Source organism: Streptomyces sp. NPDC111656 (assembly GCF_055656965.1).
In genome coordinates, this window is sequence record NZ_JBVKCA010000005.1 from 33,039 (window position 1) to 58,512 (window position 25,474).

The 25,474-nt window shown below is 71.8% G+C and carries 26 protein-coding genes; 10 read left to right on the forward strand and 16 right to left on the reverse strand.

The features are described from left to right. The first annotated feature begins 307 nt into the window (after positions 1–307). The 4 genes from ACZ7M3_RS16405 to ACZ7M3_RS16420 all read left to right on the forward strand — a co-directional run bounded on the left by ACZ7M3_RS16405 (position 308) and on the right by ACZ7M3_RS16420 (position 6,054). Entirely contained in the window at positions 308–1,834 is a 1,527-nt protein-coding gene (locus ACZ7M3_RS16405; protein ID WP_472063941.1) for a S8 family serine peptidase, read from the forward strand. 84 nt (positions 1,835–1,918) lie between these two features. Further along, positions 1,919–3,463, forward strand: coding sequence for a S8 family peptidase (locus ACZ7M3_RS16410; protein ID WP_388531946.1), 1,545 nt, complete (start codon positions 1,919–1,921; stop codon positions 3,461–3,463). A gap of 79 nt (positions 3,464–3,542) precedes the next feature. After that, the gene (locus ACZ7M3_RS16415) at positions 3,543–4,925 is read left to right on the forward strand and encodes a CoA transferase (protein ID WP_472063943.1); all 1,383 of its coding nucleotides are present in this window, start codon (positions 3,543–3,545) and stop codon (positions 4,923–4,925) included. A gap of 100 nt (positions 4,926–5,025) precedes the next feature. Next, positions 5,026–6,054 carry a CopD family protein gene (locus tag ACZ7M3_RS16420; protein WP_472063945.1) on the forward strand — a complete coding sequence of 343 codons (1,029 nt, stop codon included), beginning with the start codon at positions 5,026–5,028 and terminating at the stop codon, positions 6,052–6,054. Here the strand turns inward: ACZ7M3_RS16420 and ACZ7M3_RS16425 are convergent. The 8 genes from ACZ7M3_RS16425 to ACZ7M3_RS16460 form a co-directional block, all read right to left on the reverse strand. After that, a complete protein-coding gene (locus ACZ7M3_RS16425) occupies positions 6,049–7,098 on the reverse strand; it encodes a zinc-dependent alcohol dehydrogenase family protein (protein ID WP_472063947.1) in 1,050 nt (349 codons plus the stop codon). The genes ACZ7M3_RS16420 and ACZ7M3_RS16425 overlap by 6 nt on opposite strands. Positions 7,099–7,139: 41 nt before the next feature. Further along, on the reverse strand, positions 7,140–7,835 hold the full coding sequence (locus ACZ7M3_RS16430) for a lysoplasmalogenase (protein WP_351315107.1): 696 nt from the start codon (positions 7,833–7,835) through the stop codon (positions 7,140–7,142). Further along, positions 7,832–8,704 (reverse strand): sterol desaturase family protein, encoded by an 873-nt coding sequence (locus ACZ7M3_RS16435; protein ID WP_472063949.1) that lies wholly within the window; start codon positions 8,702–8,704, stop codon positions 7,832–7,834. The genes ACZ7M3_RS16430 and ACZ7M3_RS16435 overlap by 4 nt, the downstream gene beginning before the upstream one ends. Positions 8,705–8,851: 147 nt before the next feature. Beyond that, positions 8,852–9,562: a VIT1/CCC1 transporter family protein gene (locus ACZ7M3_RS16440; protein WP_452967801.1), complete on the reverse strand. Its 711-nt coding sequence runs from the start codon at positions 9,560–9,562 to the stop codon at positions 8,852–8,854. A 24-nt stretch (positions 9,563–9,586) separates the two neighbouring features. After that, on the reverse strand, positions 9,587–10,846 hold the full coding sequence (locus ACZ7M3_RS16445) for an amidohydrolase family protein (protein WP_472063951.1): 1,260 nt from the start codon (positions 10,844–10,846) through the stop codon (positions 9,587–9,589). Continuing rightward, complete coding sequence (locus tag ACZ7M3_RS16450) at positions 10,843–12,126, reverse strand: amidohydrolase family protein (protein ID WP_472063953.1); 1,284 nt, start codon at positions 12,124–12,126, stop codon at positions 10,843–10,845. Before ACZ7M3_RS16450 ends, ACZ7M3_RS16445 begins: the two co-directional genes overlap by 4 nt. Positions 12,127–12,137: 11 nt before the next feature. After that, the gene (locus ACZ7M3_RS16455; protein ID WP_472063955.1) at positions 12,138–13,022 is read right to left on the reverse strand and encodes an SDR family NAD(P)-dependent oxidoreductase; all 885 of its coding nucleotides are present in this window, start codon (positions 13,020–13,022) and stop codon (positions 12,138–12,140) included. Then, positions 13,022–13,819 (reverse strand): acetoacetate decarboxylase family protein, encoded by a 798-nt coding sequence (locus ACZ7M3_RS16460; protein WP_472063957.1) that lies wholly within the window; start codon positions 13,817–13,819, stop codon positions 13,022–13,024. The genes ACZ7M3_RS16455 and ACZ7M3_RS16460 overlap by 1 nt, the downstream gene beginning before the upstream one ends. Positions 13,820–14,070: 251 nt before the next feature. Between ACZ7M3_RS16460 and ACZ7M3_RS16465 the strand changes: the two genes are divergently transcribed. From ACZ7M3_RS16465 to ACZ7M3_RS16485, 5 genes are all read left to right on the forward strand, one after another. After that, positions 14,071–15,090, forward strand: a complete 1,020-nt coding sequence (locus ACZ7M3_RS16465; RefSeq protein ID WP_472063959.1) for a DEDDh family exonuclease — start codon at positions 14,071–14,073, stop codon at positions 15,088–15,090. Between the two features lie 112 nt (positions 15,091–15,202). Continuing rightward, a complete protein-coding gene (locus tag ACZ7M3_RS16470) occupies positions 15,203–15,436 on the forward strand; it encodes a hypothetical protein (RefSeq protein ID WP_054232337.1) in 234 nt (77 codons plus the stop codon). 93 nt (positions 15,437–15,529) lie between these two features. Beyond that, positions 15,530–16,321, forward strand: a complete 792-nt coding sequence (locus ACZ7M3_RS16475; RefSeq protein WP_388531928.1) for an SURF1 family cytochrome oxidase biogenesis protein — start codon at positions 15,530–15,532, stop codon at positions 16,319–16,321. Positions 16,322–16,422: 101 nt separating this feature from the next. Beyond that, complete coding sequence (locus ACZ7M3_RS16480) at positions 16,423–18,228, forward strand: glycoside hydrolase family 15 protein (RefSeq protein ID WP_472063961.1); 1,806 nt, start codon at positions 16,423–16,425, stop codon at positions 18,226–18,228. A 15-nt stretch (positions 18,229–18,243) separates the two neighbouring features. Continuing rightward, positions 18,244–18,999 (forward strand): SDR family oxidoreductase, encoded by a 756-nt coding sequence (locus tag ACZ7M3_RS16485; RefSeq protein ID WP_472063963.1) that lies wholly within the window; start codon positions 18,244–18,246, stop codon positions 18,997–18,999. A 25-nt stretch (positions 19,000–19,024) separates the two neighbouring features. Here ACZ7M3_RS16485 and amaP read toward each other — a convergent pair whose 3' ends face one another. The 5 genes from amaP to ACZ7M3_RS16510 are packed head-to-tail and all read right to left on the reverse strand — an operon-like array spanning position 19,025 to position 21,412. Continuing rightward, on the reverse strand, positions 19,025–19,612 hold the full coding sequence (gene amaP / locus ACZ7M3_RS16490) for an alkaline shock response membrane anchor protein AmaP (RefSeq protein ID WP_472063965.1): 588 nt from the start codon (positions 19,610–19,612) through the stop codon (positions 19,025–19,027). Beyond that, positions 19,609–20,301 carry a DUF6286 domain-containing protein gene (locus ACZ7M3_RS16495; RefSeq protein WP_472063967.1) on the reverse strand — a complete coding sequence of 231 codons (693 nt, stop codon included), beginning with the start codon at positions 20,299–20,301 and terminating at the stop codon, positions 19,609–19,611. The genes amaP and ACZ7M3_RS16495 overlap by 4 nt, the downstream gene beginning before the upstream one ends. Next, positions 20,298–20,672 carry an Asp23/Gls24 family envelope stress response protein gene (locus ACZ7M3_RS16500; protein ID WP_472063968.1) on the reverse strand — a complete coding sequence of 125 codons (375 nt, stop codon included), beginning with the start codon at positions 20,670–20,672 and terminating at the stop codon, positions 20,298–20,300. The genes ACZ7M3_RS16495 and ACZ7M3_RS16500 overlap by 4 nt, the downstream gene beginning before the upstream one ends. 5 nt (positions 20,673–20,677) lie before the next feature. Further along, positions 20,678–20,863 carry a hypothetical protein gene (locus ACZ7M3_RS16505; RefSeq protein ID WP_054232254.1) on the reverse strand — a complete coding sequence of 62 codons (186 nt, stop codon included), beginning with the start codon at positions 20,861–20,863 and terminating at the stop codon, positions 20,678–20,680. 60 nt (positions 20,864–20,923) lie between these two features. Further along, complete coding sequence (locus ACZ7M3_RS16510) at positions 20,924–21,412, reverse strand: Asp23/Gls24 family envelope stress response protein (RefSeq protein ID WP_452967822.1); 489 nt, start codon at positions 21,410–21,412, stop codon at positions 20,924–20,926. A gap of 86 nt (positions 21,413–21,498) precedes the next feature. Here ACZ7M3_RS16510 and ACZ7M3_RS16515 point away from each other — a divergent pair, with 86 nt between their 5' ends. Continuing rightward, the gene (locus ACZ7M3_RS16515) at positions 21,499–22,227 is read left to right on the forward strand and encodes a nucleopolyhedrovirus P10 family protein (protein WP_472063970.1); all 729 of its coding nucleotides are present in this window, start codon (positions 21,499–21,501) and stop codon (positions 22,225–22,227) included. A 66-nt stretch (positions 22,228–22,293) separates the two neighbouring features. Here ACZ7M3_RS16515 and ACZ7M3_RS16520 read toward each other — a convergent pair whose 3' ends face one another. From ACZ7M3_RS16520 to ACZ7M3_RS16530, 3 genes are all read right to left on the reverse strand, one after another. Next, positions 22,294–23,097 (reverse strand): enoyl-CoA hydratase/isomerase family protein, encoded by an 804-nt coding sequence (locus ACZ7M3_RS16520; protein WP_355304050.1) that lies wholly within the window; start codon positions 23,095–23,097, stop codon positions 22,294–22,296. A 145-nt stretch (positions 23,098–23,242) separates the two neighbouring features. Further along, positions 23,243–23,464, reverse strand: a complete 222-nt coding sequence (locus ACZ7M3_RS16525) for a helix-turn-helix domain-containing protein (protein WP_006123601.1) — start codon at positions 23,462–23,464, stop codon at positions 23,243–23,245. Between the two features lie 387 nt (positions 23,465–23,851). Next, positions 23,852–25,450, reverse strand: a complete 1,599-nt coding sequence (locus ACZ7M3_RS16530; protein ID WP_067364496.1) for an ABC-F family ATP-binding cassette domain-containing protein — start codon at positions 25,448–25,450, stop codon at positions 23,852–23,854. Between the last annotated feature and the right edge of the window lie 24 nt (positions 25,451–25,474).

Here is a 25,474-nt window from a genome sequence, read left to right on the forward strand (position 1 = left end):
CTGGATCACGTGACCGGGAGCGACGGGTCTGCTCCCGTGCGTGATCCAACAGGGGGCTCGATCGTCCTCGGGCTCCCTGCTCAAGGTCACGGCGCCACGCGTGGACCGGTTCAACTCCCCCGACTTCTTTCGGAAGTCATCTCCGGAAGTCATTGCTGGCCAGCTGGGACGGGAGATAGCTTCGGCCTGCAGTACTCGGCATGCACCTGCCGAAGCGCCACCCGCACCAGCCTCAGCACCATCACGCACCTGCCCGAGCACCACCTGTGTTCGGGCGGCTTTCGTTTCCGGATGATGTGGAGATCCCATGGCTCATCTGCGTTCCAGACGTCGCCTCGCCCTCGCGGTGCCGGTCGTCCTGTCCCTGACCGCCTCGCTCGGATTCCTGCCGGGCGCCGCGTCGGCGGCCCCGCTGACCGCGTCCGCCACGACGAGCGCGGACGGCCCCAACCTCGCGTACGTGGTCAACACCAGGACGGACCACCGCACCATCGAGTCGGTGGAGAAGGCGATCTCCGCGGCGGGCGGCACCGTCGTCATCGCCTACGAGAAGATCGGCGTGATCGTCGTCCATTCCGCCAACCCGGACTTCGGCAAGCGGATCCGCGCCGTGCGCGGGGTGCAGTCGGCGGGCGCGACCCGGACCGCGCCGCTGACGGCCGCGGGGACGACGGACGAGGGCGCGGCGCAGATGCTGTCCGCCGCCGAGGCTTCCAAGGTCTCCAGGGCCGCCGCCGCGGGCGAGGAGCCCCTGGAAGCCGACCAGTGGGACCTGCGCGCGATCGGCGCCGACAAGGCCGCGAAGACCAACCCGGGCAGCAAGAGCGTGACGGTCGCCGTGATCGACGTCGGCGTCGACGACACCCACCCGGACATCGCCCCGAACTTCTCCCCCTCGCAGTCCGCGAACTGTGTGGGCGGCAAGCCGGACACCACGTACGGCGCGTGGCGCCCCGTGGACGCCGACCACTACCACGGCACCCATGTCGCCGGGGAGATAGCCGCTGCCCGCAACGGCGTCGGTGTCGCGGGTGTGGCGCCCGGTGTGAAGGTCTCGGGCATCACCGTGGCCGAGCCGGACGCGGGCCAGCTCTTCTATCCGGAGAGCGTCGTCTGCGCCTTCGTCTTCGCCGCCGACCACGGCGTGGAGATCACCAACAACAGCTACTACGTGGACCCGTGGCTCTACAACTGCCTCGACGACCCTGACCAGAGGGCCATCGTCGACGCCGTCAACCGGGCCCAGCTGTACGCCCAGAAGAAGGGCACCCTCAACGTCGCCGCGGCGGGCAACTCCAACGACGACCTCGACTCGAACGCCCTCGTCGACGCCTCCAGCCCCGACGACTCGACCGCCGTGACCCGCACGGTCGACCCGCACAAGTGCTTCGACGTACCGACCCAGCTGCCGGGTGTCGTCACAGTCGCCTCGACCGGCGTCACCGGTGCCAAGTCGTACTTCTCCAGTTACGGCAAGGGCGTCATCGATGTCGCCGCGCCGGGCGGCGACAAGTACCAGATCCCGGACACGCCGTCGAAGAACGGCCGCATCCTGTCGACGATGCCGAACAACCAGTACGGCTTCCTGCAGGGCACGTCGATGGCGACGCCGCATGTCGCGGGTGTGGCCGCACTGCTGAAGTCCAAATACTCCTGGGCCTCGCCGGCCCAGCTCCAGGCGCTCCTCAAGGCCGAGGCGGACAACCCCGGTTGCCCGACCGCCCCGTACGACGGGGACGGCGACGGCGTCGTGGACGCCACCTGCGTGGGCGGCAAGCACGTGAACGGCTTCTACGGAGCCGGGATCGTCAACGCGCTGCGCGCGGTCAAGTAGGTCCGGTCAAGCAAGTCCGACCGGACGTCACATGAGCTTCCGCACGGCTCGTACCGCTCGTACCGCGAATGAACTGGAGACTCCATGACCGCGCCTCGCAAGCGCTCCCGTCGCGCCATAGCCCTCCCGCTCGGGATGGCCACGGCGACGGCCCTCGCCTTCCTGCCGAACGTGAGCGCCTCGGCGGCCGACACCGACAGCTCCGCCGCGCAGACCGCCACGGCGACGACGGCGGACGCGACCGCCCTCAGCTATGTCGTCAACGTCCGCCCCGGGCACGGGACTTCCTCCTCCGTGAAGAAGGCCATCGCCAAGGCGGGCGGCACGATAGTGACGTCGTACGACCGGATCGGCGTGATCGTCGTGCACTCCTCGAACGCCGACTTCGCCAAGACGATCCGCGGCGTACGCGGCGTGCAGTCGGCCGGCAACACGCGCAACGCGCCGCTGCCCGCGCAGTCGACCACCGATATGGGCGCGCCCCAGGTGCTCACCGCGGCGCAGGAGAAGGCCGCGAGCGCCGAGGCCGCCGCCGGGCAGGACCCACTCGAGTCTCTCCAGTGGGACCTGCCCGCCATCAAGGCGGACAAGGCGCACGAGAAGACCCTCGGCAGCAGCAAGGTGACGGTCGCCGTGATCGACACCGGTGTCGACGACACGCACCCCGACATCGCGCCGAACTTCGACCGCGACGCCTCGGTCAACTGTGTGACGGGCAAGCCGGACACCACCGACGGGGCCTGGCGGCCGACCGCCGCGGAGAGCCCGCACGGCACGCATGTCGCGGGCGAGATCGCGGGCGCCAAGAACGGCGTCGGCATCACCGGAGTCGCGCCCGGCGTGAAGGTCGCCGGTATCAAGGTGGCCACGACGGCCGGTTACTTCTACACCGAGGCCGTCGTCTGCGGTTTCGTGTGGGCCGCCGAGCACCACGTCGACGTGACCAACAACAGCTATTACACCGACCCCTGGTACTTCAACTGCAAGGACGACCCGGACCAGAAGGCCCTGGTCGACGCGATCACCCGCGCCTCGCAGTACGCCGAGCACAAGGGCACGGTCAACGTCGCGGCGGCGGGCAACGAGAACTACGACCTGGCCGCCGACTCGATCACCGACCCGGTCTCCCCGAACGACGGCACGCCCTCGGACCGGGTGATCGACCCCTCCAAGTGCTACGACATCCCCACCCAGTTGCCGGGTGTGGTCACCGTGGCCGCGACGGGCGCCAAGGGCATCAAGTCGTCCTTCTCCAACCACGGCCTGGGCGTCATCGACGTCGCCGCGCCCGGCGGCGACTCGACGCGCTACCAGACCCCGGCACCCCCCGCCACCAGCGGCCTGATCCTCGGCCCGCTGCCCGGCGGCACCTGGGGCTACATGGCCGGCACATCGATGGCGTCCCCGCACGTCGCCGGTGTCGCCGCCCTCATCAAGTCGACCCACCCGCACGCCTCCGCCGCCCTGGTGAAGGCTCTGCTGTACGCGGAGGCCGACGCCACGCCGTGCACCGACCCCTACGACATCGACGGCGACGGCAAGGTCGACGCGGTGTGCGAGGGCACGAAGAACCACAACGGTTTCTACGGCTGGGGCACCGTCAACGCGTTGAAGGCGGTCACGAAGTGACCGCGTGAGCGAAGGGGGCCGGGCGGTTGCCCCGGCCCCCTTTCCCCTGTTGATCCAGTACACCCTGCATAGTGCCGTCATGACTCGTACGGACTTCGCGTGGGCCGCTCTGGGCGGCGACCCCGCACTCGTCTCACACATCTCGGCCGTCGCACGGGAGGGAGTGCTGCCCGCACGGCTGCCGGTGCGCGGGACGGCCCGGGCGTGTGTCGCTGCCTGCGCCCTCGCCGGGGCCGAGCTGACCGCGGGCCGCACCGGAGGGAAGGTGCCCGAGGTACGCGTCGACGACGGGGCTGTCGCCACCGCCTTCCACAGTGAACGGCACCTGCGCGTCGACGGTCGTGAGCCGGTCAACTTCGCCCCGCTGTCCCGGTTCTGGCGGACGGCGGACGGCTGGGTCCGCACCCACGCGAACTATCCGCACCATCAAAAGCGGCTGCTGGGCGCGCTGGGTGTGCCGGAGGGCCGGGGCTCCCTCACCGAAGTGGTCGCCGAGGTGCTCGCCGAGCGGTCGGCCATCGAGGTGGAGGAGACGGTGTACGCGGCCGGCGGGCTCGCGATCGCCCTGCGCACGCCCGGCGGGTGGGCGGCGCACCCACAGGGGCGGGCGGTCGCCGCACACCCGCTGGTGGCCCGCGAGCGGCTGGACACGGCACCCGTACGACGGCTCGCCCCGCTCGCCGGGGATCCGCTGCTGCCCGCCGCGGGCGTCCGCGTGCTGGACCTCACCCGGGTCATCGCGGGCCCGGTGGCCACCCGCACGCTCGCCCTCCTCGGCGCGGACGTCCTGCGGATCGACAGCCCGCGCCTGCCCGAAATCGACGACCAGCACGCCGACCTGGACTTCGGGAAGCGGTCCGCCACGCTCGACCTGGCGACGCGCGGGGATCGCTCGGCCTTCGAGGAGTTGCTCGCCGAGGCCGATGTCGTCGTCACCGGGTACCGGCCCGGCGCACTGGACCGGTTCGGGCTCTCCCCGGGGGCGCTGGCCGAGCGGCGGCCCGGTCTGGTGGTGGCGCAGTTGTCGGCGTGGGGCGACTACGGGCCGTGGTCCGGGCGGCGGGGCTTCGACAGTCTGGTGCAGGTCGCCACCGGGATCGCGCAGATCGAGCGGTCCGCGGAGCGGCCGGGTGCGCTGCCCGCGCAGGCCCTCGACCACGGCACGGGGTACCTGCTGGCCGCCGCGGTGCTCCGGTCGCTCACCGAGCAGACTCGGGAGGGCGGGACGCGGCTCGTCCGGCTGGCGCTCGCGCGGACGGCCGCGTGGCTGATGGAGGGGCCGCCGCACCTGGAGAGGGAGCCCGCCGACGCCTCGTACGAACCGGGCCCCTGGCTCGCCGAGACCGACAGCGACCTGGGCTGGCTCAGGTACGCGCGGTCGCCCGTCTCCTTCGCCGGCGGGCCCGCCGACTGGGCCCGCCCGCCCGGGCGTTGGGGGGCGGACCCGGCCCGGTGGGCGTGAGCGAGGCGTCGGCCGGAAACGTACCTATGGGCGGAATGCCGAACCACCGCTTGTTTCCCTGTACTTGCCCGGTTCTGTGCCGACTGGTGAAGATCTTGGGGTGACCTTGATACGACCGACAGCCGAGGCAGCGGGCGCGAGTGGTCCGGCGCGGCGCCCCGCCGCCGGACGCGCCGTCGCCCTGCTCGTCCTGGTGGCCGTGGCCGCCCTGATCCCGCTGCTCGGTCCGCGCTCCGCGCTGGACGGCACCGGCGAGGCGGCCGCCCCCGGCGTCGGCGGCATCGCCCTGCTGCGCGCGGCCCTGTTCGCGGCGCTGTGCGTCCCCGTGGGTGAACTGTTCGCGGCCCGGCTGGCCCGCCGGGTGCCGGGCGCGCCGCTGGAGCAAGCGCCCCGCAGCTGGGCGCCCTACGCCGCGGCGGTCGGGTTCGTCGCCGCGCTGGGGCTCGCCTCGGTGGTGGCCACCGGCAATCTGCTGCCGCACCACCTCTCCGACATGGACGTCGGCGGGCTCTACCAGAGTCGGGACGGCAAGCTCGCGCTCCTGGAGGTCAACGCGTTCCTGGCCGCCGGACTCTGTGCGCTCTCACGAAGACCGGCCGCCCAGGTGTGGCCGCTGGCCGCGCTGGCCCTCGCGGAGGCGCTGCGCGCCCACCCGGCGCCGGAGCACGGCCCGCTCGTCGGCTCCGGTCTGACGCTCGTTCACGTGACCTGCGCGGCCCTGTGGACGGGCGGCCTGCTGCACGTGCTGCGGATGCTGCGCGCCTGGCGTGCCTCTTCGGAGGCGGCGGATGCGGCCGGAGCGGCCCTCCTGGGCCTCTACGCGCGCGTGGCCGCCGTCCTGTTCGCGGCGCTCACCGCGACGGGCGTGTGGAGCGCACTGCGCCGCATGCCGCCCGGCACCGTCCTGGACCAGCTGACGGCGACGTCGTACGGGCGCACCCTGCTCGCCAAGCTGGTCCTGGTGACCGCCGTCGCCGTGCTGGCGCTGCTCGCGCGGCTGCGGCTGCGCCGGGCCGCCGACCGGCTCGGCGCCTGTGTGCCCGCGCGCGCGGAGGTGGTGGCACTGGGCCTGGTCGTGGCGGTGTCGGGGCTGCTGACGGCGCTGCCGCTGCCGATCAGATGGTCATGAGCCGTTGGTGACGAGCACCTTGAGGGCGGTGCGCTCGTCCATCGCCTTGTAGCCCTCGGGCACGCCTTCCAGACCGACGGTCATGTCGAAGACGGGCGACGGGTCGATGGTGCCGTTCAGGATGTCGGGCAGCAGCTCCGGGATGTACGCCCGCACCGGCGCCACACCGCCGCGCAGCGCGACGTTCCGGTCGAACATCACGCTCAGGTCGAGGCCCGTGCCGCTGCCGTGCGGCACGCCGACGAAGCCGATGGCGCCGCCGTCGCGGGTGATGTTCACGGCCGTCCGCATGGACTGCTCGGTGCCGACCGCCTCCACGACGGCGTGCGCGCCCTGGCCGCGGGTCAGCTCGCGGACGGCCTCGACGGCCTCCTCGCCGCGTGCGGCGACGACGTCCGTGGCACCGAAGTCGAGCGCGATGTCCGTACGTGCCCGGTGGCGTCCGAGCGCGATGATCCGCTCGGCGCCGAGCCGCTTGGCGGCCAGCACGGCGCACAGCCCGACGGCGCCGTCCCCGACGACCGCGACGGTGGCGCCCTTGCGGGCTCCCGCGCCGAGGGCCGCGTGGTGACCGGTGCCCATGACGTCGGAGAGCGTCAGCAGGGCCGACAGCAGGTGGTCGTCGGAGGCCGCCTCCTTGGGCAGCTGTACGAGGGTGCCGTCGGCGAAGGGGACACGCACGGCCTCGCCCTGACCGCCGTCGTAGCCGACCGCGCCCCAGAAGCCGCCGTGCTCGCAGGAGGTGGTGAGGCCCTCGCGGCAGTAGTCGCAGACGCCGTCCGACCACATGAAGGGCGCGACGACCAGGTCGCCGCGGCGGACGCCGGTCACCTCGGAGCCGGTCTCCTCGACGATGCCGAGGAACTCGTGCCCGATCCGCTGCCCCGCCTGCCGTGCCGCCTCGCCCCGGTAGGCCCACAGGTCGCTGCCGCAGATGCAGGACCGCAGCACCCGCACGACCGCGTCGGTGGGCAGTTGCACCAGGGGCTCGGGGACGTCCTCCACGCGCATGTCGTACGGGGCGTGGATGGTGGTGGCGCGCATGACGAGGATCCTTCTCGGCCGATCGGCTGGGTGAGATGCGCTCAGGGGGTGGTTGAGCGCATCTCACCGTACGCCGCCCTGGCCGCGCCGTGCGCGCCGAGGGTGCCCTGCGCTCCGCTCACCAGCAGGAACTGGGCGGCGGCATAGGTCAGCATGATCCAGAAGTCCGGCCTCGGGAGCTGCGGCCAGTCGGCGACGCCGGTGGCGATGAGGGTGTCGGACAGCAGGAAGAGCGCCCCGCCCGCGCCCGCGACGGGCCCGAGCCGGGTGCTCGCGGCCGCCATCGCGGTCAGCAGCAGGCTGTAGCCCGCGACGGGGATACGGAGGCCCGCGGGCAGATCGGGCCACAGGAGGGTGACGGTGACGACGAGGGCGAGGACGTACGCGCCGCCGATCCAGGCCGAGGGCCCACGCACATGTGCAGGGCGATGCGGCGCATCCGGCCTTCTGAAGAGCAGGAGATAGCAGACGTGACCGGCCGCGAAGGAGGCCATTCCCACGAGGAAGGCCGGGTCGGCGTCGGACAGCAGCAGTACGTCGCCGCCCCAGCCGCAGAGCAGGGCGGCCACCAGGAGCCGCGGTCCGCCGCGTACGACCGCGTGGGCGGCGAGCAGGGGCATCAGAAGCGGCTTGGCGACCAGGTGCCCGGGGGTGAACCCGACGGCCAGGGAAACGAGGTCCACGGCAGCGGCCACGCCGAAGGAGACGAGCAGCACGCGCGCGTGCCGTGGGCTCACGCGACGGGCTCCGTGACCGGCTTGTGCCCCGCGGACTTCGGCGCCGGCTGCCAGCCGGGCCCGCCGAAGACCCGCCCCGCCCGTTCGCGCCAGCCGGTCGCCGCCTTCAGGTCCCTGGCGATGGCGGCGTACTCGTGGGTGGCGACGCGCAGGGGGTTGTACGTGGCGATGTTCTTGGTGAGCCCGTAGACGGGCCGCTCGGTCTCCGCGACGAAGGACCCGAAGAGCCGGTCCCAGACGATGAGGATCCCGCCGAAGTTGCGGTCCAGATAACCGCCCTGGGAGGCATGGTGGACCCGGTGGTGGGAGGGCGTGTTGAGCACGAACTCGAACCAACGGGGCATCTTGTCTATCCGCTCCGTGTGGATCCAGAACTGGTAGACGAGGTTCGCCGACGAGCAGAACGCCAGCGCGGCGGGGTGCACGCCGAGGGCGATCAGCGGCACGTAGAAGGGCCAGACCGTCCAGGTCGTCCAGGGCTGGCGCAGCGCGGTGGTGAGGTTGAACCTCCGGCTGGAGTGGTGGACCACGTGGCAGGCCCACAGGACGCGGATGACGTGGTGCCCTCGGTGCGACCAGTAGTAGAAGAAGTCCTGCCCCAGCAGCATCAGCGGAACGGTCCACCACAGGACGGGCACGCGCAGCGGCGTCAGTTCGTAGATCGCCGTGTAGATCGCGACGATCGGGATCTTCCACAGGAAGTCGAAGACGAGGCTCCCGAGCCCCATGCCGACGCTCGTCGCGGCGTCCTTCGCCTCGTACCCCGCGGCATCGTCGTCCGGATGAATCCTGACACTCACCACCTCGATCACGGTGAGCAGCACAAAGGCGGGTATCGACCACAGCACGACATCGGGCAGGTTCGGCATGGATGCACCGTAGAACCGCAGCTCGGCCGCGGCTAGACGTTGTTACCCACAAGTATTACCGAGGGTACGCGCTTGCTTATTGGTGATCTCCGCCAAGAACGCCGACAGGTCCGGACCGATGCTCGTCAGATGTTCGCCCGGCGCTCGTCACACCCCGGCCGCCCCCAACAGCACCCCCGCCGCATAGGTGACCCCCATCGCCAGCGCGCCCCCGCCCACGTTCCGCAGTACCGCGCGGCCCGGGTTCGCCGAGCCCAGGCGGGCGCTCAGCCAGCCGGTGAGGACCAGGGCGGCCAGTACCGAGAGCACGGTGACGCCCAGGCGCCAGGCCGCCGGTGGCAGGACGATGGCGAGGAGGGGGAGGAGAGCGCCCACGGTGAAGGAGAGGAAGCTCGCCCAGGCCGCGTGCCAGGGGTTGGTGAGGTCGTCGGGGTCGATGCCGAGTTCCACGCGTGCGTGGGCCTTCAGGGCGTCGCGTTCCGTGAGCTGCTCGGCCGCCTCGCGGGCCACCTCGCGGGTCAGGCCGCGCTGCTCCAGGAGTTCGGTCAGCTCCTCGAGTTCGGCATCCGGCTGTTCGCGCAGTTCGCGTCGCTCCAGCGCCAGGGCGGCCTTCTCGGAGTCCAGTTGGGTGGAGACCGAGACGTACTCGCCCGCCGCCATCGACATGGAGCCGGCCAGCAGCCCCGCGAGGCCCGCCGTGAGCAGCGCGGAGCGGTCGTCCGTGGCGCCGGCCACGCCGACGACGAGGCCGGCGGTGGAGACGATGCCGTCGTTGGCGCCCAGCACCGCGGCCCGCAGCCAGTTCAGGCGGGAGCCGAGGGTGCCTGCGTGGGCCTCGTCGTGCGTGGGTACCGTCACACGGGGAGGATGCCACCTGGCGCGTCACCAGACCCGTACTGACGCTCCCCGCGCGAACACCGGACTCGTCGCGTCCGCCGGGGGCCGCGTGAGTGGTACGGCCAGTTCCGCCACGGTCGGTCCCACCTTCGCCGCGTGGGCATCCAGGGCGTCGAGGTCGAAGCCGTACACCCGGGCGGCGTTCCCGCCGACCATCGCGGCGACCTCCTCGCGCGGCACGCCCGCGTACGCGCAGCGCAGGCCCTCCCGGGAGTAGGGGTAGGTGCCCTCGTCGTGCGGGTAGTCGCTGCCCCACATGATCTTGTCGACGCCGATCCGCGCCCGCAGCGGCACCTCGTGCGGGCGCATGAAGCTCGCGCCGACGAAGCAGTTGTCCCGCCAGACGTCCGAGGGGCCCTTGCCCATCGCCTCGGCGAGTCCCGCGCCGAACTTCGACTCCGCCGTCGACCTCTTCGCCCTCTTCGTCGCCGCCGCCGACAGCCTCCCGTGGTAGTAGTCCAGCATGTCGAGCACCCCGGGGATCCAGCCCGAGCCCTGCTCGGTCAGCACCAGTCTCAGGCCGGGGTGGCGGCGGAAGGCGCCGCCGAAGATGAGGTGCCAGAGCGCGCGGTGGGAGAACCAGGTCGTCTCGACCATGAAGACCGCGCGGGCCGCCGGTTCCTCGCCCAGTGGCGGCGACGCCGAGCCCGCGTGGTGGTTCACGGGGACGCCCAGCTCCTCGCAGACCGCCCAGATCGGGTCGTACGTCGACGAGTACAGCTCGGGCAGTCCCGAGCCCGGTGGGGTGCCGGGGAGCAGCAGACCGCCCCTGAGGCCCGCCCGGGAGGCCCACCTGATCTCCTTCACCGCCTCCTCCACGTCGTTCAGCAGGATCTGGAAGACACCCGCGCGGCGGCCCGGCGCGGCCGCGCAGAAGTCCGCGAGCCAGCGGTTGTGGGCGCGCAGGCCCGCCCAGCGTCGTTCGAACTCCTCGGCGGTGGGGGCCGGCGCCATCAGGGCGGCCGACGGGAAGAAGGGCGGGATGGTGTTGGGGAACACCACCTCCGCGACGATGCCGTCCTCCTCCAGCTCCGCCAGGCGCCGTGCGGAGTTCCAGTTCTTGTCGGCGGTGTCGGCGAGCAGGTCCTCGTACGGATTGACGTACGTGGCCGCCCACGCGTCGAACGCCTCGTGGTGTTCCTTCGCCAGGTAGGGCCGGTAGTCCAGGAGGTCCGCTCCGGCGTGGCAGTCCGCCGAGATCACGGTGTAGCGGTCGCTCACGGGGTCGTTCGTGGGGGCGCTCACGGCGTCGCCCCCAGGACCGGGAAGTCGTGGTCGGTCAGCCAGTGGCGGCCCACCTCGCGCGAGCGTGCCCAGGACGCCGCCACGGCCGCCTGGTCGTCGCTCTGACCGAGGTCGGCCGGGGTCGGGCCGATGCGCCGGGCGAGCGGGGTGAGCCGCTCGACGTCGAAGCCGAAGACCTCGGCGGCCGCGAGGCCGAGCATGCGGCGGGTCTCCGCGACCGGGATGTCGTGGAAGGTGCGTCGCAGCCACGCGCGGGTGTCGGGCCAGGTTCCCTCGGGGTGCGGGAAGTCGCTGCCCCAGAGGATGTTGTCGACGCCGATCTCGTAGCGCTGCGCGAGTTCGCGGCGCTTGGTGTTCGTCGCGCAGATGAAGAGCTGTCGGTCGAGGTACTCGTGCGGGGGCCGCTTCAGCTCGGCGAAGGGCGACAGTTTCTTGCCGCCGTGCGCGCCCAGGTAGAGGCGGTCCATGAACCAGAGGAGGTTCGGCAGCCACCAGCAGCCCGACTCGGCCACCCCGAACCTCAGCCCCGGGTGTCGTTCGAAGACGCCCGACCAGAGCAGGAACCACAGGGGGCGCGCGGGCCACCAGGTGACTTCGGAGACGTAGATCCCCAGGTGGTCGCCGTACTCGTGGCGCGGCGCCGCGCCGGAATGCGTGACCACCGGCATCCCGCACTCGGCTGCGGCCGCCCACACGGGGTCGTAACGGCGGTCGTGGTAGGGCTCCTTGTCGACCCACATGGCGGGGATCATCAGGGCGCCGAGTCCCGACTCCTTGGCGCGGTACACCTCGGCGACGACCGCGTCGGGGGCCGCCGTGATCGGCAACAGGGCGACCCCGCAGTGCCGTTCGGGGTTCTGCCCGACGAACTCCGCCAGCCAGCGGTTGTGGGCCTGCGCGCCCGCCATGCCGAGCTGCGGGTCGTGGTCGCCGGAGAGGCCGAGGCCCACGCCGAAAGGAGCCGCCGTGCGGCTGTCCACGGCGTCGGCGTCCGGGAAGACCACCTCCCCCGCCACACCGTCGCCGTCCAGCTCCTTGAGGCGCTGCGCGGTGTCCCAACCGCCGCGCAGGCCCTCCTCGTTGTCCTGGAACCAGCGGTCCGCGAACGCCTCGTTGCGGATGCCGAGCCGGTTCATCTCCTCGCGGCGCCGGCCCTGGCCCGCGAGGAACTCGTCGAAATCCCGGTGGAACCGGGAGTCCAGGTAGGGCCGGTACTCCTCGGTGGGGAGCCCGGCGTGGCAGTCGGAGGAGATGATCAGATAGGGGTCCGGGTCGGTCATCGCCCGCCTCCTCAGTCCAGGATGAAGTGCTCTAGGTACGACGGGTCGGCCCGGTCGAGCATCGACTGCGACCTCGCCCGGATCTGCCGGTCGCTGTGCTCGCTCGCGGGCAGCAGCCAGAACCGGCCCTCCCGGATGCCGTCCGCCACCAGGTCGGCGACCTCCTCCACCGGCGTGAACCGCACCGCCTGCCCCGCCTCCTTCATCGCGGCCTCCCACTGGTCGAGGCTGCGGTACGGGGTCTTCCTGGGGCGCTGTTTCGCGTAGCGCTCGGGTCGGTTGCGGTGCGACTCCCACAGGCCGGTACGGAGCATGTGGGGCCCGGGGAAGAGCACGGACGCCCCCACGCGCGCGTGCTCCGCTTTCAAATGCGCGTACAGGGACTCGGTCATCGTCACGACAGCCGCCTTGGTGACGGCGTACACGGAAGCGGTCGGCAGCGGGGCGATCCCGCCGTCGCCGGACGAGGTGTTGACGACGTGGCCCGGCTCTCCCCCGGCGATCATCCGCGGCACGAAGGCCTGGACGCCGTGGAAGACGCCCCAGACGTTGACGGCGAAGGCCCACTGCCAGTCGTTCGGATCGTGCTCCCACATGCGGCCCTCGGCGCCGGAGCCGACCCCCGCGTTGTTGCACAGGACATGCACGGCGCCGTACTTCTCGTACGTCTCGGCGGCGAGCGCGTCGAGCTGTTCGCGCTCCGAGACGTCCACCACGCGCGCGTGCGCCTCCGCCCCGTCCTCCCGCAGCGTGGCGGCGGCCTTCTCCAGGGCGCCCTCCTCGACGTCCGCGAGGACCACCTTCAGACCGTCCGCCGCGAACCGGCGCGCCATCGCGAGCCCGATACCGCTCGCCGCGCCGGTGACGACGGCGACCTGCCCCGCCCGGAGATCCATCAGGCGCTCCCTTCCGGCGGCCCGTCGAGGATCTGCCGCGGATCGTCGTAGCGCTGGTGGATGTACGGCAACAGGGCCTGGGCGCTGACGCGTTCGACCACCCGGCCCGTCTGGTCGGTGGTCTTCTCGCCGAGGGTGATCTCGACCAGTTCGCGTACGGGGAGGTCGGCGACCGGGTCGTACATCGACTCGCGCAGCACGACGTCCCCGGTGACGCGCTCCAGCCTGCGCACCTTCTCGTTGCGTACGCAGTGCACGAGCACGGGGTCGGCGTCGAAGCCCGAACCGTCCACCGCGGGAAGGAACTTGAAGTAGAAGTCGGTCTTCCGGGCGGGTTCGGGCAGCGGCAGGTCACCGCTCACCGCGCCGCGCACCTCGACGAACGCGATGCCGTGCCGGGCGAGTGCGGCCCGTACGACGAGGCCGTCGCGTTCCACGGTGACCTCGCCGAGCTTCTTGGGCTCCCCGAAGACCTCGCGGCCGCCGATGAGCGCCCGCTCGTGGGTCATCGGCATGACCAGCGGGTACCAGCCCTCGACGCCGTCGTGCGTCGCGGCGACGGCGAACGAGCCCGCGCCGAGCGGATATCCCGGCAGGTCCACCTTGCTGATGTTCACCCGGACCAGGGGGCGCCCGGTGGGTTTGAGCGGGGGTGGCAGGACCGCCGCGACCGCGTCCGGATCACTCTCCCAGACGGCCACCACACCGGTGGACCAGATGTCGGGGAGCTTGGCGCTCGCGGTGCGCGCGGCGGCGATCTCCGCCTCGGTCCGTGCGCCGTACCTCACTCGTGCCATGTCCGTACCGCCCTTCGTAGGCGCTACCTGCTGGGGCGCGGAGCACGCTTGCAGGACACCGTCGAAAGGTCCATAGCCATGCGTCAGCCAGGCGCCCGGGGGCGCCCGCCGGGCCGGACCAACCGGTGACCCGCGCCACAGAAGGCACCCCTGTCCCCAGCTGACCGCGTCAACTCCGGGGGCCGGACCGTCCGTCGGTTCCTGGAAGGTGGGGGCCGGACTGTCAGTCAGGGCCCGTATCCTCAGTGACCATGCTCGAAGACCTGACGACCGCAGCGTCACCAGCCCCCTGGCCGGCCGCGTATCCGCAGGGGTACGCGGTCGTCGACGTGGAGACCACCGGCCTGGCCCGCGACGACCGGATAATCTCGGCCGCCGTCTACCGGCTGGACGCGCGCGGCGAGGTCGAGGACCACTGGTACACGATGGTCAACCCGGAGCGGGACCCGGGCCCGGTCTGGATCCACGGTCTGACGACCGAGGTGCTCGAAGGTGCCCCGCTCTTCCAGGACATCGCCGAGGAGTTCTCCGACCGGCTCGCCGACCGGGTGCTCGTGGCGCACAACGCGGTCTTCGACTGGTCGATGATCGCGCGGGAGTACGCGCGCGCGGAGCGTGAGGCGCCGGTGCGTCAGCGGCTGTGCACCATCGCGCTGTCCAAGGAACTGGGCCTGCCGTTGCCCAACCACAAGCTGGAGTCGCTGGCCGCGCACTTCGGTGTCGTACAGCAGCGGGCGCACCACGCGCTGGACGACGCGCGCGTGCTGGCCGAGGCGTTCCGGCCGAGCCTGCGGGCCGCCGCGCGGGACGGCATCCGGCTGCCGCTCCTGGAGTGCCGGCCGCTCAAGGAGTGGTCCGAGAGCCCCGCGGCACCGCGGATCGGACGGCAGTCCGGTTCCGGTGGTCCGTCGTCCGGAGGCTACTCGTCCGGTGGCTACCCGTCCGGGAGTTGGCGTCCCTCACGCAAACGCCCCGCATGCCCCTATCCCAACCCGGGTCGCTACGAAGCGGACAAACCACTCAAGCAGGGTATGCGGGTCGCTTTCTCCGGGGACACGTCCGTCGACCGCGAGCTGCTGGAGGACCGTGCCGTCGAGGCCGGCCTGCATGTCGCGACGAGTCTGTCCCGGCTGACCAGCCTGCTCGTCACCAACGATCCGGACTCCAGTACGTCCAAGGTGGTCAAGGCCAAACAGTTCGGGACACCGGTGATCGACGAGGCGGCGTTCGGCCAGCTGCTGCGGGACGTGGCACCGGCCTCGGAGAAGTGAACCCGAGGGGCTGAAGAGGGGCCGGGGTCGCTGACGGACGTACGGGTGATTGCCGGGCGACTCGCCCGGCGCCCGCTCGCCCGCGCCGCGTCGGCACCTCACCCTGTGGCGCATGGCGAGATGCGAAGTGTGCGGCAACGACTACGGCATGACCTTCGAGGTGCACGCGCAGGGCGCGGTGCACGTCTTCGACTGTTTCTCCTGCGCGATCCACCGGATGGCCCCCATCTGCGAGCACTGTCGCGTGCAGATCATCGGCCAGGGCGTCGAGGTCGAGGGTCACTGGTTCTGCGGCGCGCACTGCGCCCGCGCGGAGGGCAAGGTGGGCATCATCGACAAGGTCTGAGAGCCGAGCGGAACGGTCCGAGAGCACACGTTCCCCTCGTGGCGACGCACACCCCCCTGAATACGCCCCACGACCGAGTTGTACGGTCGTGGGGTGTACCGCTTCCTGTTGTCCCGGCAGTGGGTGATTCTCACCCTCGTGGCCCTCCTGCTCATCCCCACGATGATCAAGCTGGGCTTCTGGCAGCTGCACCGCCATGAGCACAAGGTCGCGCTCAACAAGGTGATCTCGCAGTCGCTGACGGCCACGCCGGTGCCCGCCGAGTCGGTCACCGCGCCGGGGCAGCACGTCAAGCACGCGGACCTGTACCGTCGGGTGACCGCGAAGGGCACCTTCGACACCGCGCACGAGGTCGTCGTGCGGCGCCGCACCAACGCCGACGGCGAGGTCGGCTACCACGTCCTGACCCCCTTCGACCTGGACGACGGCCGGGTGCTCATCGTCAACCGGGGCTGGATCGACTCGGACGGCTCGCAGACCGCGTTCCCGAAGATCCCGGCGCCCGCGAAGGGCGAGATCACCGTCACCGGGCGGCTGATGCCCGACGAGACGACCGGCGACAGCGGCATCAAGAACATCCAGGGCCTGCCCGACCGCCAGGTCATGCTGATCAACAGCGAGCAGCAGGCCAAGAGCCTCGGCAAGCAGGTCCTCGGCGGGTACATCGAGCAGACGGCGCCCGCGCCCAAGGGCGACTCCCCTGAACTGATCCCCGATCCCGAGCACAACGACATCGGTCCGCACATGGCGTACGCGATCCAGTGGTGGCTCTTCTCCGCGGGCGTGCCCGTGGGCTGGCTGATCCTGGTCCGCCGGGAGCGCCGCGACCGGGCCGAGGCCGCCGCCTCCGCGTCCGCGCCGGAAGCGGCCACGGTGGCCGCCTGACCCCTGGCCCGCCGCGCCGCGCGCCCGCACTTCCTCGGCCGGTGTCACCCGGTCGGCCCCCGACCCGATTGGCCCCGGCCTTCGCCGGGAACTCGCCCCACGTGCACCCACGTATCGAGGACTACGCGCTCATCGGGGACGAACAGACCGCCGCGCTCGTGAGCCGGGACGGGTCCGTCGACTGGCTCTGTCTGCCACGGTTCGACTCGGCCGCCTGCTTCGCCGCGATTCTCGGCGACGAGAACCACGGCCGCTGGCGGATCTCACCCACGGGGGCGGGCCCCTGCACCCGGCGGGCGTACCGGCAGGACACGCTGGTCCTCGACTCCGAATGGGAGACCGACGAGGGCGCGGTCCGCGTGACCGACTTCATGCCGCAGCGCGAGCACGCCCCCGATCTGATCCGCGTCGTCGAAGGGCTCAGCGGCCGGGTGACGGTACACAGCACCCTGCAACTGCGCTTCGACTACGGCTCCGTCGTGCCGTGGGTGCGCAGGGCGGACGGCCAGCGGGTGGCGGTCGCGGGGCCGGACTCGGTGTGGCTGCGCAGCGAACCCGCGGTACGCACCTGGGGCAAGGACTTCCGTACCCACTCGGAGTTCACCGTGGAGGCGGGCGAGAAGGTCGCCTTCGTCCTGACCTGGCATCCCTCGCACCAGTCGCGCCCGCCGCTCGTCGACCCGTACGAGGCACTGCGCTCCAGCGTCGAGGACTGGCAGGCGTGGGCGGCGCGCTGCCGTTACGACGGTCCGCACCGCGACGCCGTCGTGCGCTCCCTGATCACCCTGAAGGCCCTCACCTTCGCCCCGACCGGCGGCATCGTCGCCGCCCCCACCACCTCGCTCCCGGAGGAACTCGGCGGCGTCCGCAACTGGGACTACCGCTACTGCTGGCTGCGCGACTCGACCCTCACCCTGGGCGCGCTCCTGTCGGCCGGGTACCACGAGGAGGCCGAGGCCTGGCGCGACTGGCTGCTGCGCGCGGTCGCGGGCGACCCCGCGGACCTGCAGATCATGTACGGCCTCTCCGGTGAGCGACGGCTGCCCGAGTTCGAGCTGTCGTGGCTGCCCGGCTTCGGGGGCTCGTACCCGGTCCGGATCGGCAACGAGGCCGTGAAACAGCTCCAACTGGACGTGTACGGCGAGGTCATCGACTCGCTCTCGCTGGCCCGGCGCTCGGGCCTGCCGTCCAAGCCGCACATGTGGCGCCTGCAGTGCGCCCTGATGGAGTTCCTGCGGACCGCCTGGCGCCAGCCGGACGAGGGAATCTGGGAGGTGCGCGGCCCACGCCGGCACTTCGTGTACTCGAAGGTGATGGCGTGGGTGGCGGCCGACCGCGCCGTCCGGGCGCTGGAGAGCGAACCGGAGCTCGTCGGCGACCTGGAGGGCTGGCGCGCGATGCGCGACGAGGTGCACAAGGAGGTGTGCCAGTACGGCTTCGACAGCGATCGCAACACCTTCACGCAGTCCTACGGGTCACGCGAACTGGACGCGTCACTGCTGCTCATCCCCCGGGTCGGTTTCCTGCCGCCCGACGATCCCAGGGTCGTCGGCACCATCGACGCGGTGCGCGCCGAGCTCGAACGCGACGGCTTCCTGCTGCGCCGCTACAGCGACGAGGGCGTCGACGTCGACGGGCTGCCGGGCGGCGAGGGCACCTTCCTCGTCTGCTCGTTCTGGCTCGCGGACGCGCTGCACATGACGGGCCGTACGAAGGAGGCCCGCGAGCTGTTCGAACGGCTGATCGGCCTGGCCAACGATGTGGGGTTGCTGTCCGAGGAGTACGACCCGGTCGCGCGCCGCCAGCTCGGCAACTTCCCCCAGGCGTTCAGCCACCTCGGTCTGGTGGGGACCGCCTTCAACCTGTTCGGTGAAGCGCATCCGGGAGGAGCCGAGCAGACCGGATAGGGGAGGATGGGGGCCATGGATCTTGGACTGAAGGACCGTGTGTACGTCGTCACGGGAGCCACTCGTGGCCTGGGCAACGCCACCGCGCGCGAGCTCACCGCCGACGGCGCGAAGGTGATCGTCACGGGCCGCGGCGAGCAGGCCGCCGCCGACGCGGCGTCCGCGCTCGGCCCGAACGCGGTCGGGGTGGCCGCCGACAACGCCGACCCGGGGACCCCGGACCGGCTGATCGCGGCGGCCCACGAGCACTTCGGCGGCTTCGACGGCATCCTGATCAGCGTCGGCGGCCCGCCGCCCGGGTTCGTCGCGGACAACACGGACGAGCAGTGGACGGCCGCCTTCGAGTCCGTCTTCCTGGGCGCGGTCCGGCTGGCCCGCGCGGCCGCCGCGGAGCTCGGCGAGGGCGGCGTCATCGGCTTCGTGCTCTCCGGCTCGGTGTACGAGCCGATCCCGGGCCTGACCATCTCCAACGGTCTGCGCCCCGGTCTCGCGGGCTTCGCCAAGTCCCTCGCCGACGAACTGGGCCCGCGCGGCATCCGTGTCGTGGGGCTGCTCCCGGCCCGCATCGACACGGACCGCCTGCGCGAGCTCGACGGTCTCTCCGCCGACCCGGAGGCCACGCGCGCGGCCAACGAGGCGCGGATTCCGCTGCGCCGCTACGGCGCCCCGGAGGAGTTCGGCCGCACGGCGGCGTTCCTGCTCTCGCCCGCCGCGTCGTATCTGACGGGCATCATGGTGCCGGTGGACGGCGGCATGCGGAGCGGGTTCTGAGTCCGCTCCGGCGCCGCCTGGGGAACTAACTCACTCTCTCGGCCCGGTGCTTGACCCCGCGGAGGCGTACCTCCGCGGGGAGCGCGGCGAGGCCCGCGGAGTCCCGGGCGTGCGCCAGGGCCTCCGTCGTCAGCAGGTGCAGCGCCTGCCCGGGGTCGACATGCGGTACCAGCAGGAGCTGGACCCGGGTCCCGGGAGCGGCGCGCCGCCCGGTCAGCTGGACCTCGGCCCGTTCGACGCCGTCCAACCGTCCCGCCTCGGCGGCCAGTACGCCTTCCAGGGCCCGCCCGCGCAGCAGCGCCCCTTCGCCGTCGCCGGTGTCGACGAGCACCTCCGCGAGCCGACGCCGCCGCAGTACGGCCGACAGCCACCACAGGCTGAGCAGGACGACGACCGCGAGAACGGCGATGACGGTCGGCCACCACCAGCCCTGGTCCCGCCACCGGGTCCGTTCGGCGGCGCTCAGCAGCACGTCGCGGCGCCCGTCGTGGATCCACCAGGAGGGCGGCCGCACGCCCAGTCCGACGGCGAGCACGGAGCCGCCGAGGACCAGCAGCGCGAGCCCGACGATGCCCAGCAGGACACGGTTGACGATCCTGAGCACCGCCCTCACCCCTTCCGGCCCGGACGCGCGACATGCACCGACAGGGCGGGCGACCTGACGAGCCCGAGTCCTCGGATGCCGTCGGCGAGCGTGGCGTCCAGGTCGGCCCGTACGTCGTCGAGCGCGCGGAAGTGCGAGACCGCCCGTACGTCGACCTTCCTGCGCCTCATCCGTACCCGGACCGACCGCACCCCGGAGACCTCCATGGCCCGGTCGCGCAGCGCCGTCGCGGCGGCGCCCCGGTGCAGCCCGGCCCGTACGTCGCGATGGGTGCGCCGCATCGGCAGGAGGTCGCGCAGCCCCGGCGTCACCGCGAGGAGGATCAGCCAGAGTCCGAGGGCCGCGGCGAGGCCGGCGCCGACGAGCAACCAGGTGTCGTCGAGGGGCCGTTCGGCGAGCTGCCGGGCGAGGGACCTGCGCCAGTGCGAGGCGGGCCGGTGGGCACGTACGGCCGCGACGTCGTACAGCAGGGCGCCCGCACCCACGAGGACCAGCAGCGCGACGATCCCCGCGGGGACGCGGCGCGCCGACCAGAACCGACCCTGCCCCCCGTTCGCGTCGTCGACGGCGGGCGGCGGGTCGTAGTCGGCCGCGGAGGCGGACTGGTCGAGTTCGTCCTCGGCCGGTGTGCCCGCGTCCGACTTCTCCAGGACGGGCATGCGTCGGGTGGTGTTCTCGGAGCCCTGGGGCTCGCTCATCGCGTCCTCCCCTGTGCCGCGGCGGTCGCCGGAACCAGGTGCAGCCGCTCGACGTGGACCGTCACCTCCGGCACTTCCATCCCCGTCAACGCGTCTACCCGCTCGGCGACATGACGACGCACCGCGTTGCAGCGGGCGCCGATGTCGGAGGGGTACCCGAGTTCGAGGTGGACGCGGACGTGGGCGCTTTGGTGGTGGACGACGACCGTCGCGTGCGGGGGTACGGCGTCCGGGGGCAGCGGGTCCAGGGCCTCGAGGGCGGCCTGCGCGGCGATCTTCGCCACGACCCGGTCGGCGATCCGGGTCGCGCCGCGCTCGGCCGCCTCGACGGCCGTCGGGGGCCGTCGGATGTCGCCGAGCGGGCCGGTCACGGGCGTCACCGCCGCCGGTCGTCGCGGGGACGGAAGAAGTCACCGAGATCCAGGTCCCCTTCGAGGAACCGTCCGACGACGAACCCGACGGCACCCAGGGCGGCCACGAGCAGAAAGGCCCCGAAGCCCCCGAAGTACCCGGCGAAGCCCAGCGCCATTCCGGCGATCATGCCGATCACGGCCAAGCTCATGGTGCGCTCCTCAGCGGTTCGACGGCCGGGGTGTCGTGGGCCGTTGCGCGGCCGGCCCGGTCACTGGAGCCGCGCCTCCGGCTCCTCGTCTTCTTCCTCGGGAAGCTTCACATCACTCACCGCGATGTTGACCTCGACGACCTCGAGTCCCGTCATGCGCTCCACGGCCGCGATGACGTTCTCGCGCACGGCGCGGGCGACGTCCGCGATCGACACGCCGTACTCGACGACGATCTCCAGGTCGAGCGCGGTCTGGAGCTCCCCGACCTCGGCCTTGACGCCGCGCGAGACGGATTTCGACCCCCCTGGCACTCGGTCGCGCACGGCCCCGAAGGTCCGGCTCAGCCCACTGCCCATCGCATGGACACCGAGCACGTCCCGGGCGGCGAGCCCGGCGATCTTCTCCACCACACCGTCGGCGATCGTGGTCCGCCCCCGGGTCGCGGGATCACCGCCGCCGCGCTTGGTGACGCCGGGTTTGCGGCTCTGGGGGGCTTCCTTCTCGCTCCCGGGGCCGTCCGTCCGGTTCTGCTCCGTCATGTCGGTCATCGCCGTACGTCCCTTTCGGTCGTCCTCCTTGCCCACAGTAGGTGCGGTTGCGGGCTCGCGCGCCAGGGATGCGGCAGGCTGGGGCAATGACCGCGGACCGATGGACACAGGCAGTGCGGCGGCAGCTCGGGCTCGGGCGCCTGCTCCCGCTCGGGCATCCGCGCGACGGCGCCTGGATCGCCGAGGAGGCGGCCGACGCGTTCCTGCGGCGCGCTGCGGCCGACGTGCCCGCCGTCCGCCTCGGCACGCTCCGGATCACCCTCGCGGACCCGGACCTGGCCCACGAACCCGTCGTACCGCCGCCGCCCAGCGCGCTGCCGCCCGGCCCCCTGCGCATCGTCGCGGAGTTCACGGCCGGGGCGGATCCGACGGCCCCCGGCGTCGAGCCGCTTCCCACGACCGCGGCCCGCCTGCGCGTGGCCCTGGCCGAGGCGGCCGAACCCCTCGGCCTGACGGTCACGGAGGTCGACCTCAAGGTGACGGAGCTGGGGGACGTCTCCGCGCCGCCGACCGCCGTACGCCCCGCCGCCCCGCCTCCGGCCGCCGTACCGACGACCCCCGACGAGGCCCGGGCGGCCATCGCCGCCCTTTCCGTGCCGGGGGTACTCCACCTGACGGACGTCCTGGGCCGTCCGGTGCACATCGAGAACGTCCCCGGCAAGGATCCCGCCCTCGCCCGCCGCCACGTCCGCGTCGAACTGGCGGTCGCGGCAACGGAGCGAACGGTGGACGTGGCAAGAGCCGTCAGAGCGGCGGTCGCGGACGCCTTGCCGGACACCCCGTCAGTGACGGCCCTGGTGACGTCCGTCGAGTAGAGCGCCCCAGGGGCACGGGGAACCGCGCGACCAGCCCCCCACCGCCCCGGCAGCCGAAAGACGACCTCACTCCCCCAAGCCGGCGAGGTCCCGCAGCCGCCGGGCCTGAGCCGCGCGCTCGGCGACCCGCTGCTCCTCGTATGTGCGCTCCTGCGCCCCTCGCAGCAACGCCTTGGTCTCGACGACCGCGTCCCGAGGCGCGGCCAGCACCGCACCGGCGAGGTCCCGCACGGCATCCTCGAGCTGGTCGACGGGCACCGCGAGATTGGCGAGCCCCGTGCGCTCGGCCTCCTCGGCCGACACGAAGCGACCCGTGGCGCAGATCTCCAGCGCACGGGCGTATCCGACCAGGCTCACCAGCGGATGCGTTCCCGTCAGGTCGGGAACGAGCCCGAGGCTGGTCTCGCGCATGGCGAACTGCACGTCGTCCGCGACGACGCGCAGGTCACAGGCGAGCGCCAGCTGGAAACCCGCACCGATGGCGTGCCCCTGCACGGCGGCGATGGACACGACGTCGCTGCGCCGCCACCAGGTGAACGCCTCCTGGTACTCGGCGATGGTCGCGTCGAGCTCGGCGTCGGCCCCGCGCGCGAGGTCGATGAACGACGGCTCGCCGTCGAACCCCTCGGGCGTGAACGCCTTCCGGTCGAGCCCGGCCGAGAACGACTGGCCCTCGGCACGCAACACGACCACACGGACAGTGCCCGGCAGCGACCGCCCGGCCTCCGTCAACGCCCGCCACAGAGCAGGACTTTGGGCGTTGCGCTTGGCCGGATTGGTCAGCGTCACCGTGGCGATCGCGTCGTCGACGGTGAGCCGTACGCCGTCCTTGTCGAGTACGGGGTCAAGATCGTTGTCGAGCGAAGCCATGGGCTGCCTCCGATGGGTGCGGTCGGATCAGACGCGTACCTCGTGAAGGACACGAGGACACACCTAAGTGACTGCACAGTAACCACCCGGTCGATCACCCGACCGACCGGGTGGCCACCACCGAAGCCGATGGGGACGCCCGGCCTCAGGCCGAGGCGGCCTTCTTGCCCCGCGTCGCTCCGCCACGCCCTCGCAGCGTGACACCCGACTCGCTGAGCATCCGGTGCACGAAGCCATACGAACGGCCGGTTTCTTCGGCCAGCGCTCGAATGCTCGCACCGGAGTCGTACTTCTTCTTCAGGTCTGCCGCGAGCTTGTCGCGCGCGGCGCCGGTTACCCGGCTGCCCTTCTTCAGAGTCTCGGCCACCCGTGCCTCCTCGTGGGAAGTGCGCTCTGGACTTCTCATGATCACCCCTCAAGGGCTTCATGGCCACCCATTCGGCAAGGTCCGTGAGACACGGTTTTGACGACAGGAGCCCGTCCTCACAACTGGAATCACAGGGTCCGCACTGCTCTGTCCGTACGACCGAACGGGTTCTTCCGTGAAATGCCAGGTCAGCGACGCAAGACGGCCGAGCCCTTGGGAACAAAGGACTCGGCCGCGAAATGAATGTAGGACACACCTCGGTACGAGGAGATCTCACACAGATGATGGATCACGGATCGGCCGAATGATCCATACGCAGTGGATCAGTCATTCGATCACGTCGTGCTGACGGCGGCCCCGGGGCGGTCCGGGAGGCCGTACGAGGGCTCAGGCGAGGGCGACAAGGTCCGCGTAGTCGGAGCCCCACAGGTCCTCGACGCCGTCCGGCAGCAGAATGATCCGCTCGGGCTGGAGCGCCTCGACGGCGCCCTCGTCGTGGGTGACGAGGACGACGGCGCCCTTGTAGGTGCGCAGCGCGCCGAGGATCTCCTCGCGGCTGGCCGGGTCCAGGTTGTTCGTCGGCTCGTCGAGGAGGAGGACGTTCGCCGAGGAGACCACGAGGGTCGCGAGCGCGAGCCGGGTCTTCTCGCCACCGGAGAGAACGCCGGCCGGCTTGTCGACGTCGTCGCCGGAGAACAGGAACGAGCCGAGCGTCTTGCGGACCTCGACCAGATCCAGGTCGGGGGCGGCGGAACGCATGTTCTCCAGGACCGTGCGCTCGGGGTCGAGGGTCTCGTGCTCCTGCGCGTAGTACCCGAGCTTGAGGCCGTGGCCCTCTATGACCTCGCCGGTGTCGGGCTGCTCGGCGCCGCCGAGCAGCTTCAGCAGGGTCGTCTTGCCGGCGCCGTTGAGGCCCAGGATGACCACGCGCGAGCCCTTGTCGATGGCCAGGTCGACATCGGTGAAGATCTCCAGCGAGCCGTACGACTTCGACAGGCCCTCGGCCATCAGCGGGGTCTTGCCGCAGGGCGCGGGCTCCGGGAAGCGCAGCTTGGCGACCTTGTCGGAGACGCGGACCGCCTCGAGGCCGGCCAGCAGCTTGTCGGCGCGCTTGGCCATGTTCTGCGCGGCCACCGTCTTGGTGGCCTTGGCGCGCATCTTGTCCGCCTGCGAGTTCAGCGCGGCGGCCTTCTTCTCGGCGTTCTGCCGCTCGCGCTTGCGGCGCTTCTCGTCGGCCTCGCGCTGCTGCTGGTAGAGCTTCCAGCCCATGTTGTAGACATCGATCTGGGCGCGGTTGGCGTCCAGGTAGAAGACCTTGTTGACGACCGTCTCGACGAGGTCGACGTCGTGGGAGATCACGATGAAGCCGCCGCGGTAGGTCTTCAGATAGTCGCGCAGCCAGACGATCGAGTCGGCGTCGAGGTGGTTGGTCGGCTCGTCGAGCAGAAGCGTGTCGGCGTCCGAGAACAGAATGCGGGCCAGCTCGACACGGCGGCGCTGACCGCCGGAGAGCGTGTGCAGGGGCTGGCCGAGCACACGGTCGGGCAGGTTGAGCGCGGCGGCGATGGTGGCGGCCTCGGCCTCGGCGGAGTACCCGCCCTTGGTGAGGAACTCGGTCTCCTGGCGCTCGTACTGCCGCATGGCCTTCTCGCGGGTGGCGCCCGAGCCGTTGGCGATGCGCTGTTCGTTCTCCCGCATCTTGCGGATCAGGGTGTCCAGGCCGCGCGCGGAGAGGATGCGGTCGGTGGCGAGGACGTCGAGGTCACCGGTCCGGGGGTCCTGGGGCAGATAGCCGACCTCGCCGGAGCGGGCGACGGTGCCGGAGGCCGGGATGCCCTCGCCGGCCAGGACCTTCGTCAGGGTCGTCTTGCCCGCGCCGTTGCGGCCGACCAGGCCGATGCGGTCGCCCTTGGTGATGCGGAAGGTGGCGGACTCGATGAGGATGCGGGCGCCGGCGCGCAGCTCGATACCGGAGGCGGAGATCACGGACAGACTCCAGGGCAGGGTGGT

What these genes read in the sequence shown, in the direction of transcription:
- ACZ7M3_RS16405 (WP_472063941.1), top strand. Translation starts at nt 308, where the DNA reads ATGGCTCATCTGCGTTCCAGACGTCGCCTCGCCCTCGCGGTGCCGGTC.
- ACZ7M3_RS16410 (WP_388531946.1), top strand. Translation starts at nt 1,919, where the DNA reads ATGACCGCGCCTCGCAAGCGCTCCCGTCGCGCCATAGCCCTCCCGCTC.
- ACZ7M3_RS16415 (WP_472063943.1), top strand. Translation starts at nt 3,543, where the DNA reads ATGACTCGTACGGACTTCGCGTGGGCCGCTCTGGGCGGCGACCCCGCA.
- ACZ7M3_RS16425 (WP_472063947.1), bottom strand. Translation starts at nt 7,098, where the DNA reads ATGCGCGCCACCACCATCCACGCCCCGTACGACATGCGCGTGGAGGAC.
- ACZ7M3_RS16435 (WP_472063949.1), bottom strand. Translation starts at nt 8,704, where the DNA reads ATGCCGAACCTGCCCGATGTCGTGCTGTGGTCGATACCCGCCTTTGTG.
- ACZ7M3_RS16450 (WP_472063953.1), bottom strand. Translation starts at nt 12,126, where the DNA reads ATGACCGACCCGGACCCCTATCTGATCATCTCCTCCGACTGCCACGCC.
- ACZ7M3_RS16455 (WP_472063955.1), bottom strand. Translation starts at nt 13,022, where the DNA reads ATGGATCTCCGGGCGGGGCAGGTCGCCGTCGTCACCGGCGCGGCGAGC.
- ACZ7M3_RS16460 (WP_472063957.1), bottom strand. Translation starts at nt 13,819, where the DNA reads ATGGCACGAGTGAGGTACGGCGCACGGACCGAGGCGGAGATCGCCGCC.
- ACZ7M3_RS16465 (WP_472063959.1), top strand. Translation starts at nt 14,071, where the DNA reads ATGCTCGAAGACCTGACGACCGCAGCGTCACCAGCCCCCTGGCCGGCC.
- ACZ7M3_RS16470 (WP_054232337.1), top strand. Translation starts at nt 15,203, where the DNA reads ATGGCGAGATGCGAAGTGTGCGGCAACGACTACGGCATGACCTTCGAG.
- ACZ7M3_RS16485 (WP_472063963.1), top strand. Translation starts at nt 18,244, where the DNA reads ATGGATCTTGGACTGAAGGACCGTGTGTACGTCGTCACGGGAGCCACT.
- ACZ7M3_RS16495 (WP_472063967.1), bottom strand. Translation starts at nt 20,301, where the DNA reads ATGAGCGAGCCCCAGGGCTCCGAGAACACCACCCGACGCATGCCCGTC.
- ACZ7M3_RS16505 (WP_054232254.1), bottom strand. Translation starts at nt 20,863, where the DNA reads ATGAGCTTGGCCGTGATCGGCATGATCGCCGGAATGGCGCTGGGCTTC.
- ACZ7M3_RS16510 (WP_452967822.1), bottom strand. Translation starts at nt 21,412, where the DNA reads ATGACCGACATGACGGAGCAGAACCGGACGGACGGCCCCGGGAGCGAG.
- ACZ7M3_RS16515 (WP_472063970.1), top strand. Translation starts at nt 21,499, where the DNA reads ATGACCGCGGACCGATGGACACAGGCAGTGCGGCGGCAGCTCGGGCTC.
- ACZ7M3_RS16520 (WP_355304050.1), bottom strand. Translation starts at nt 23,097, where the DNA reads ATGGCTTCGCTCGACAACGATCTTGACCCCGTACTCGACAAGGACGGC.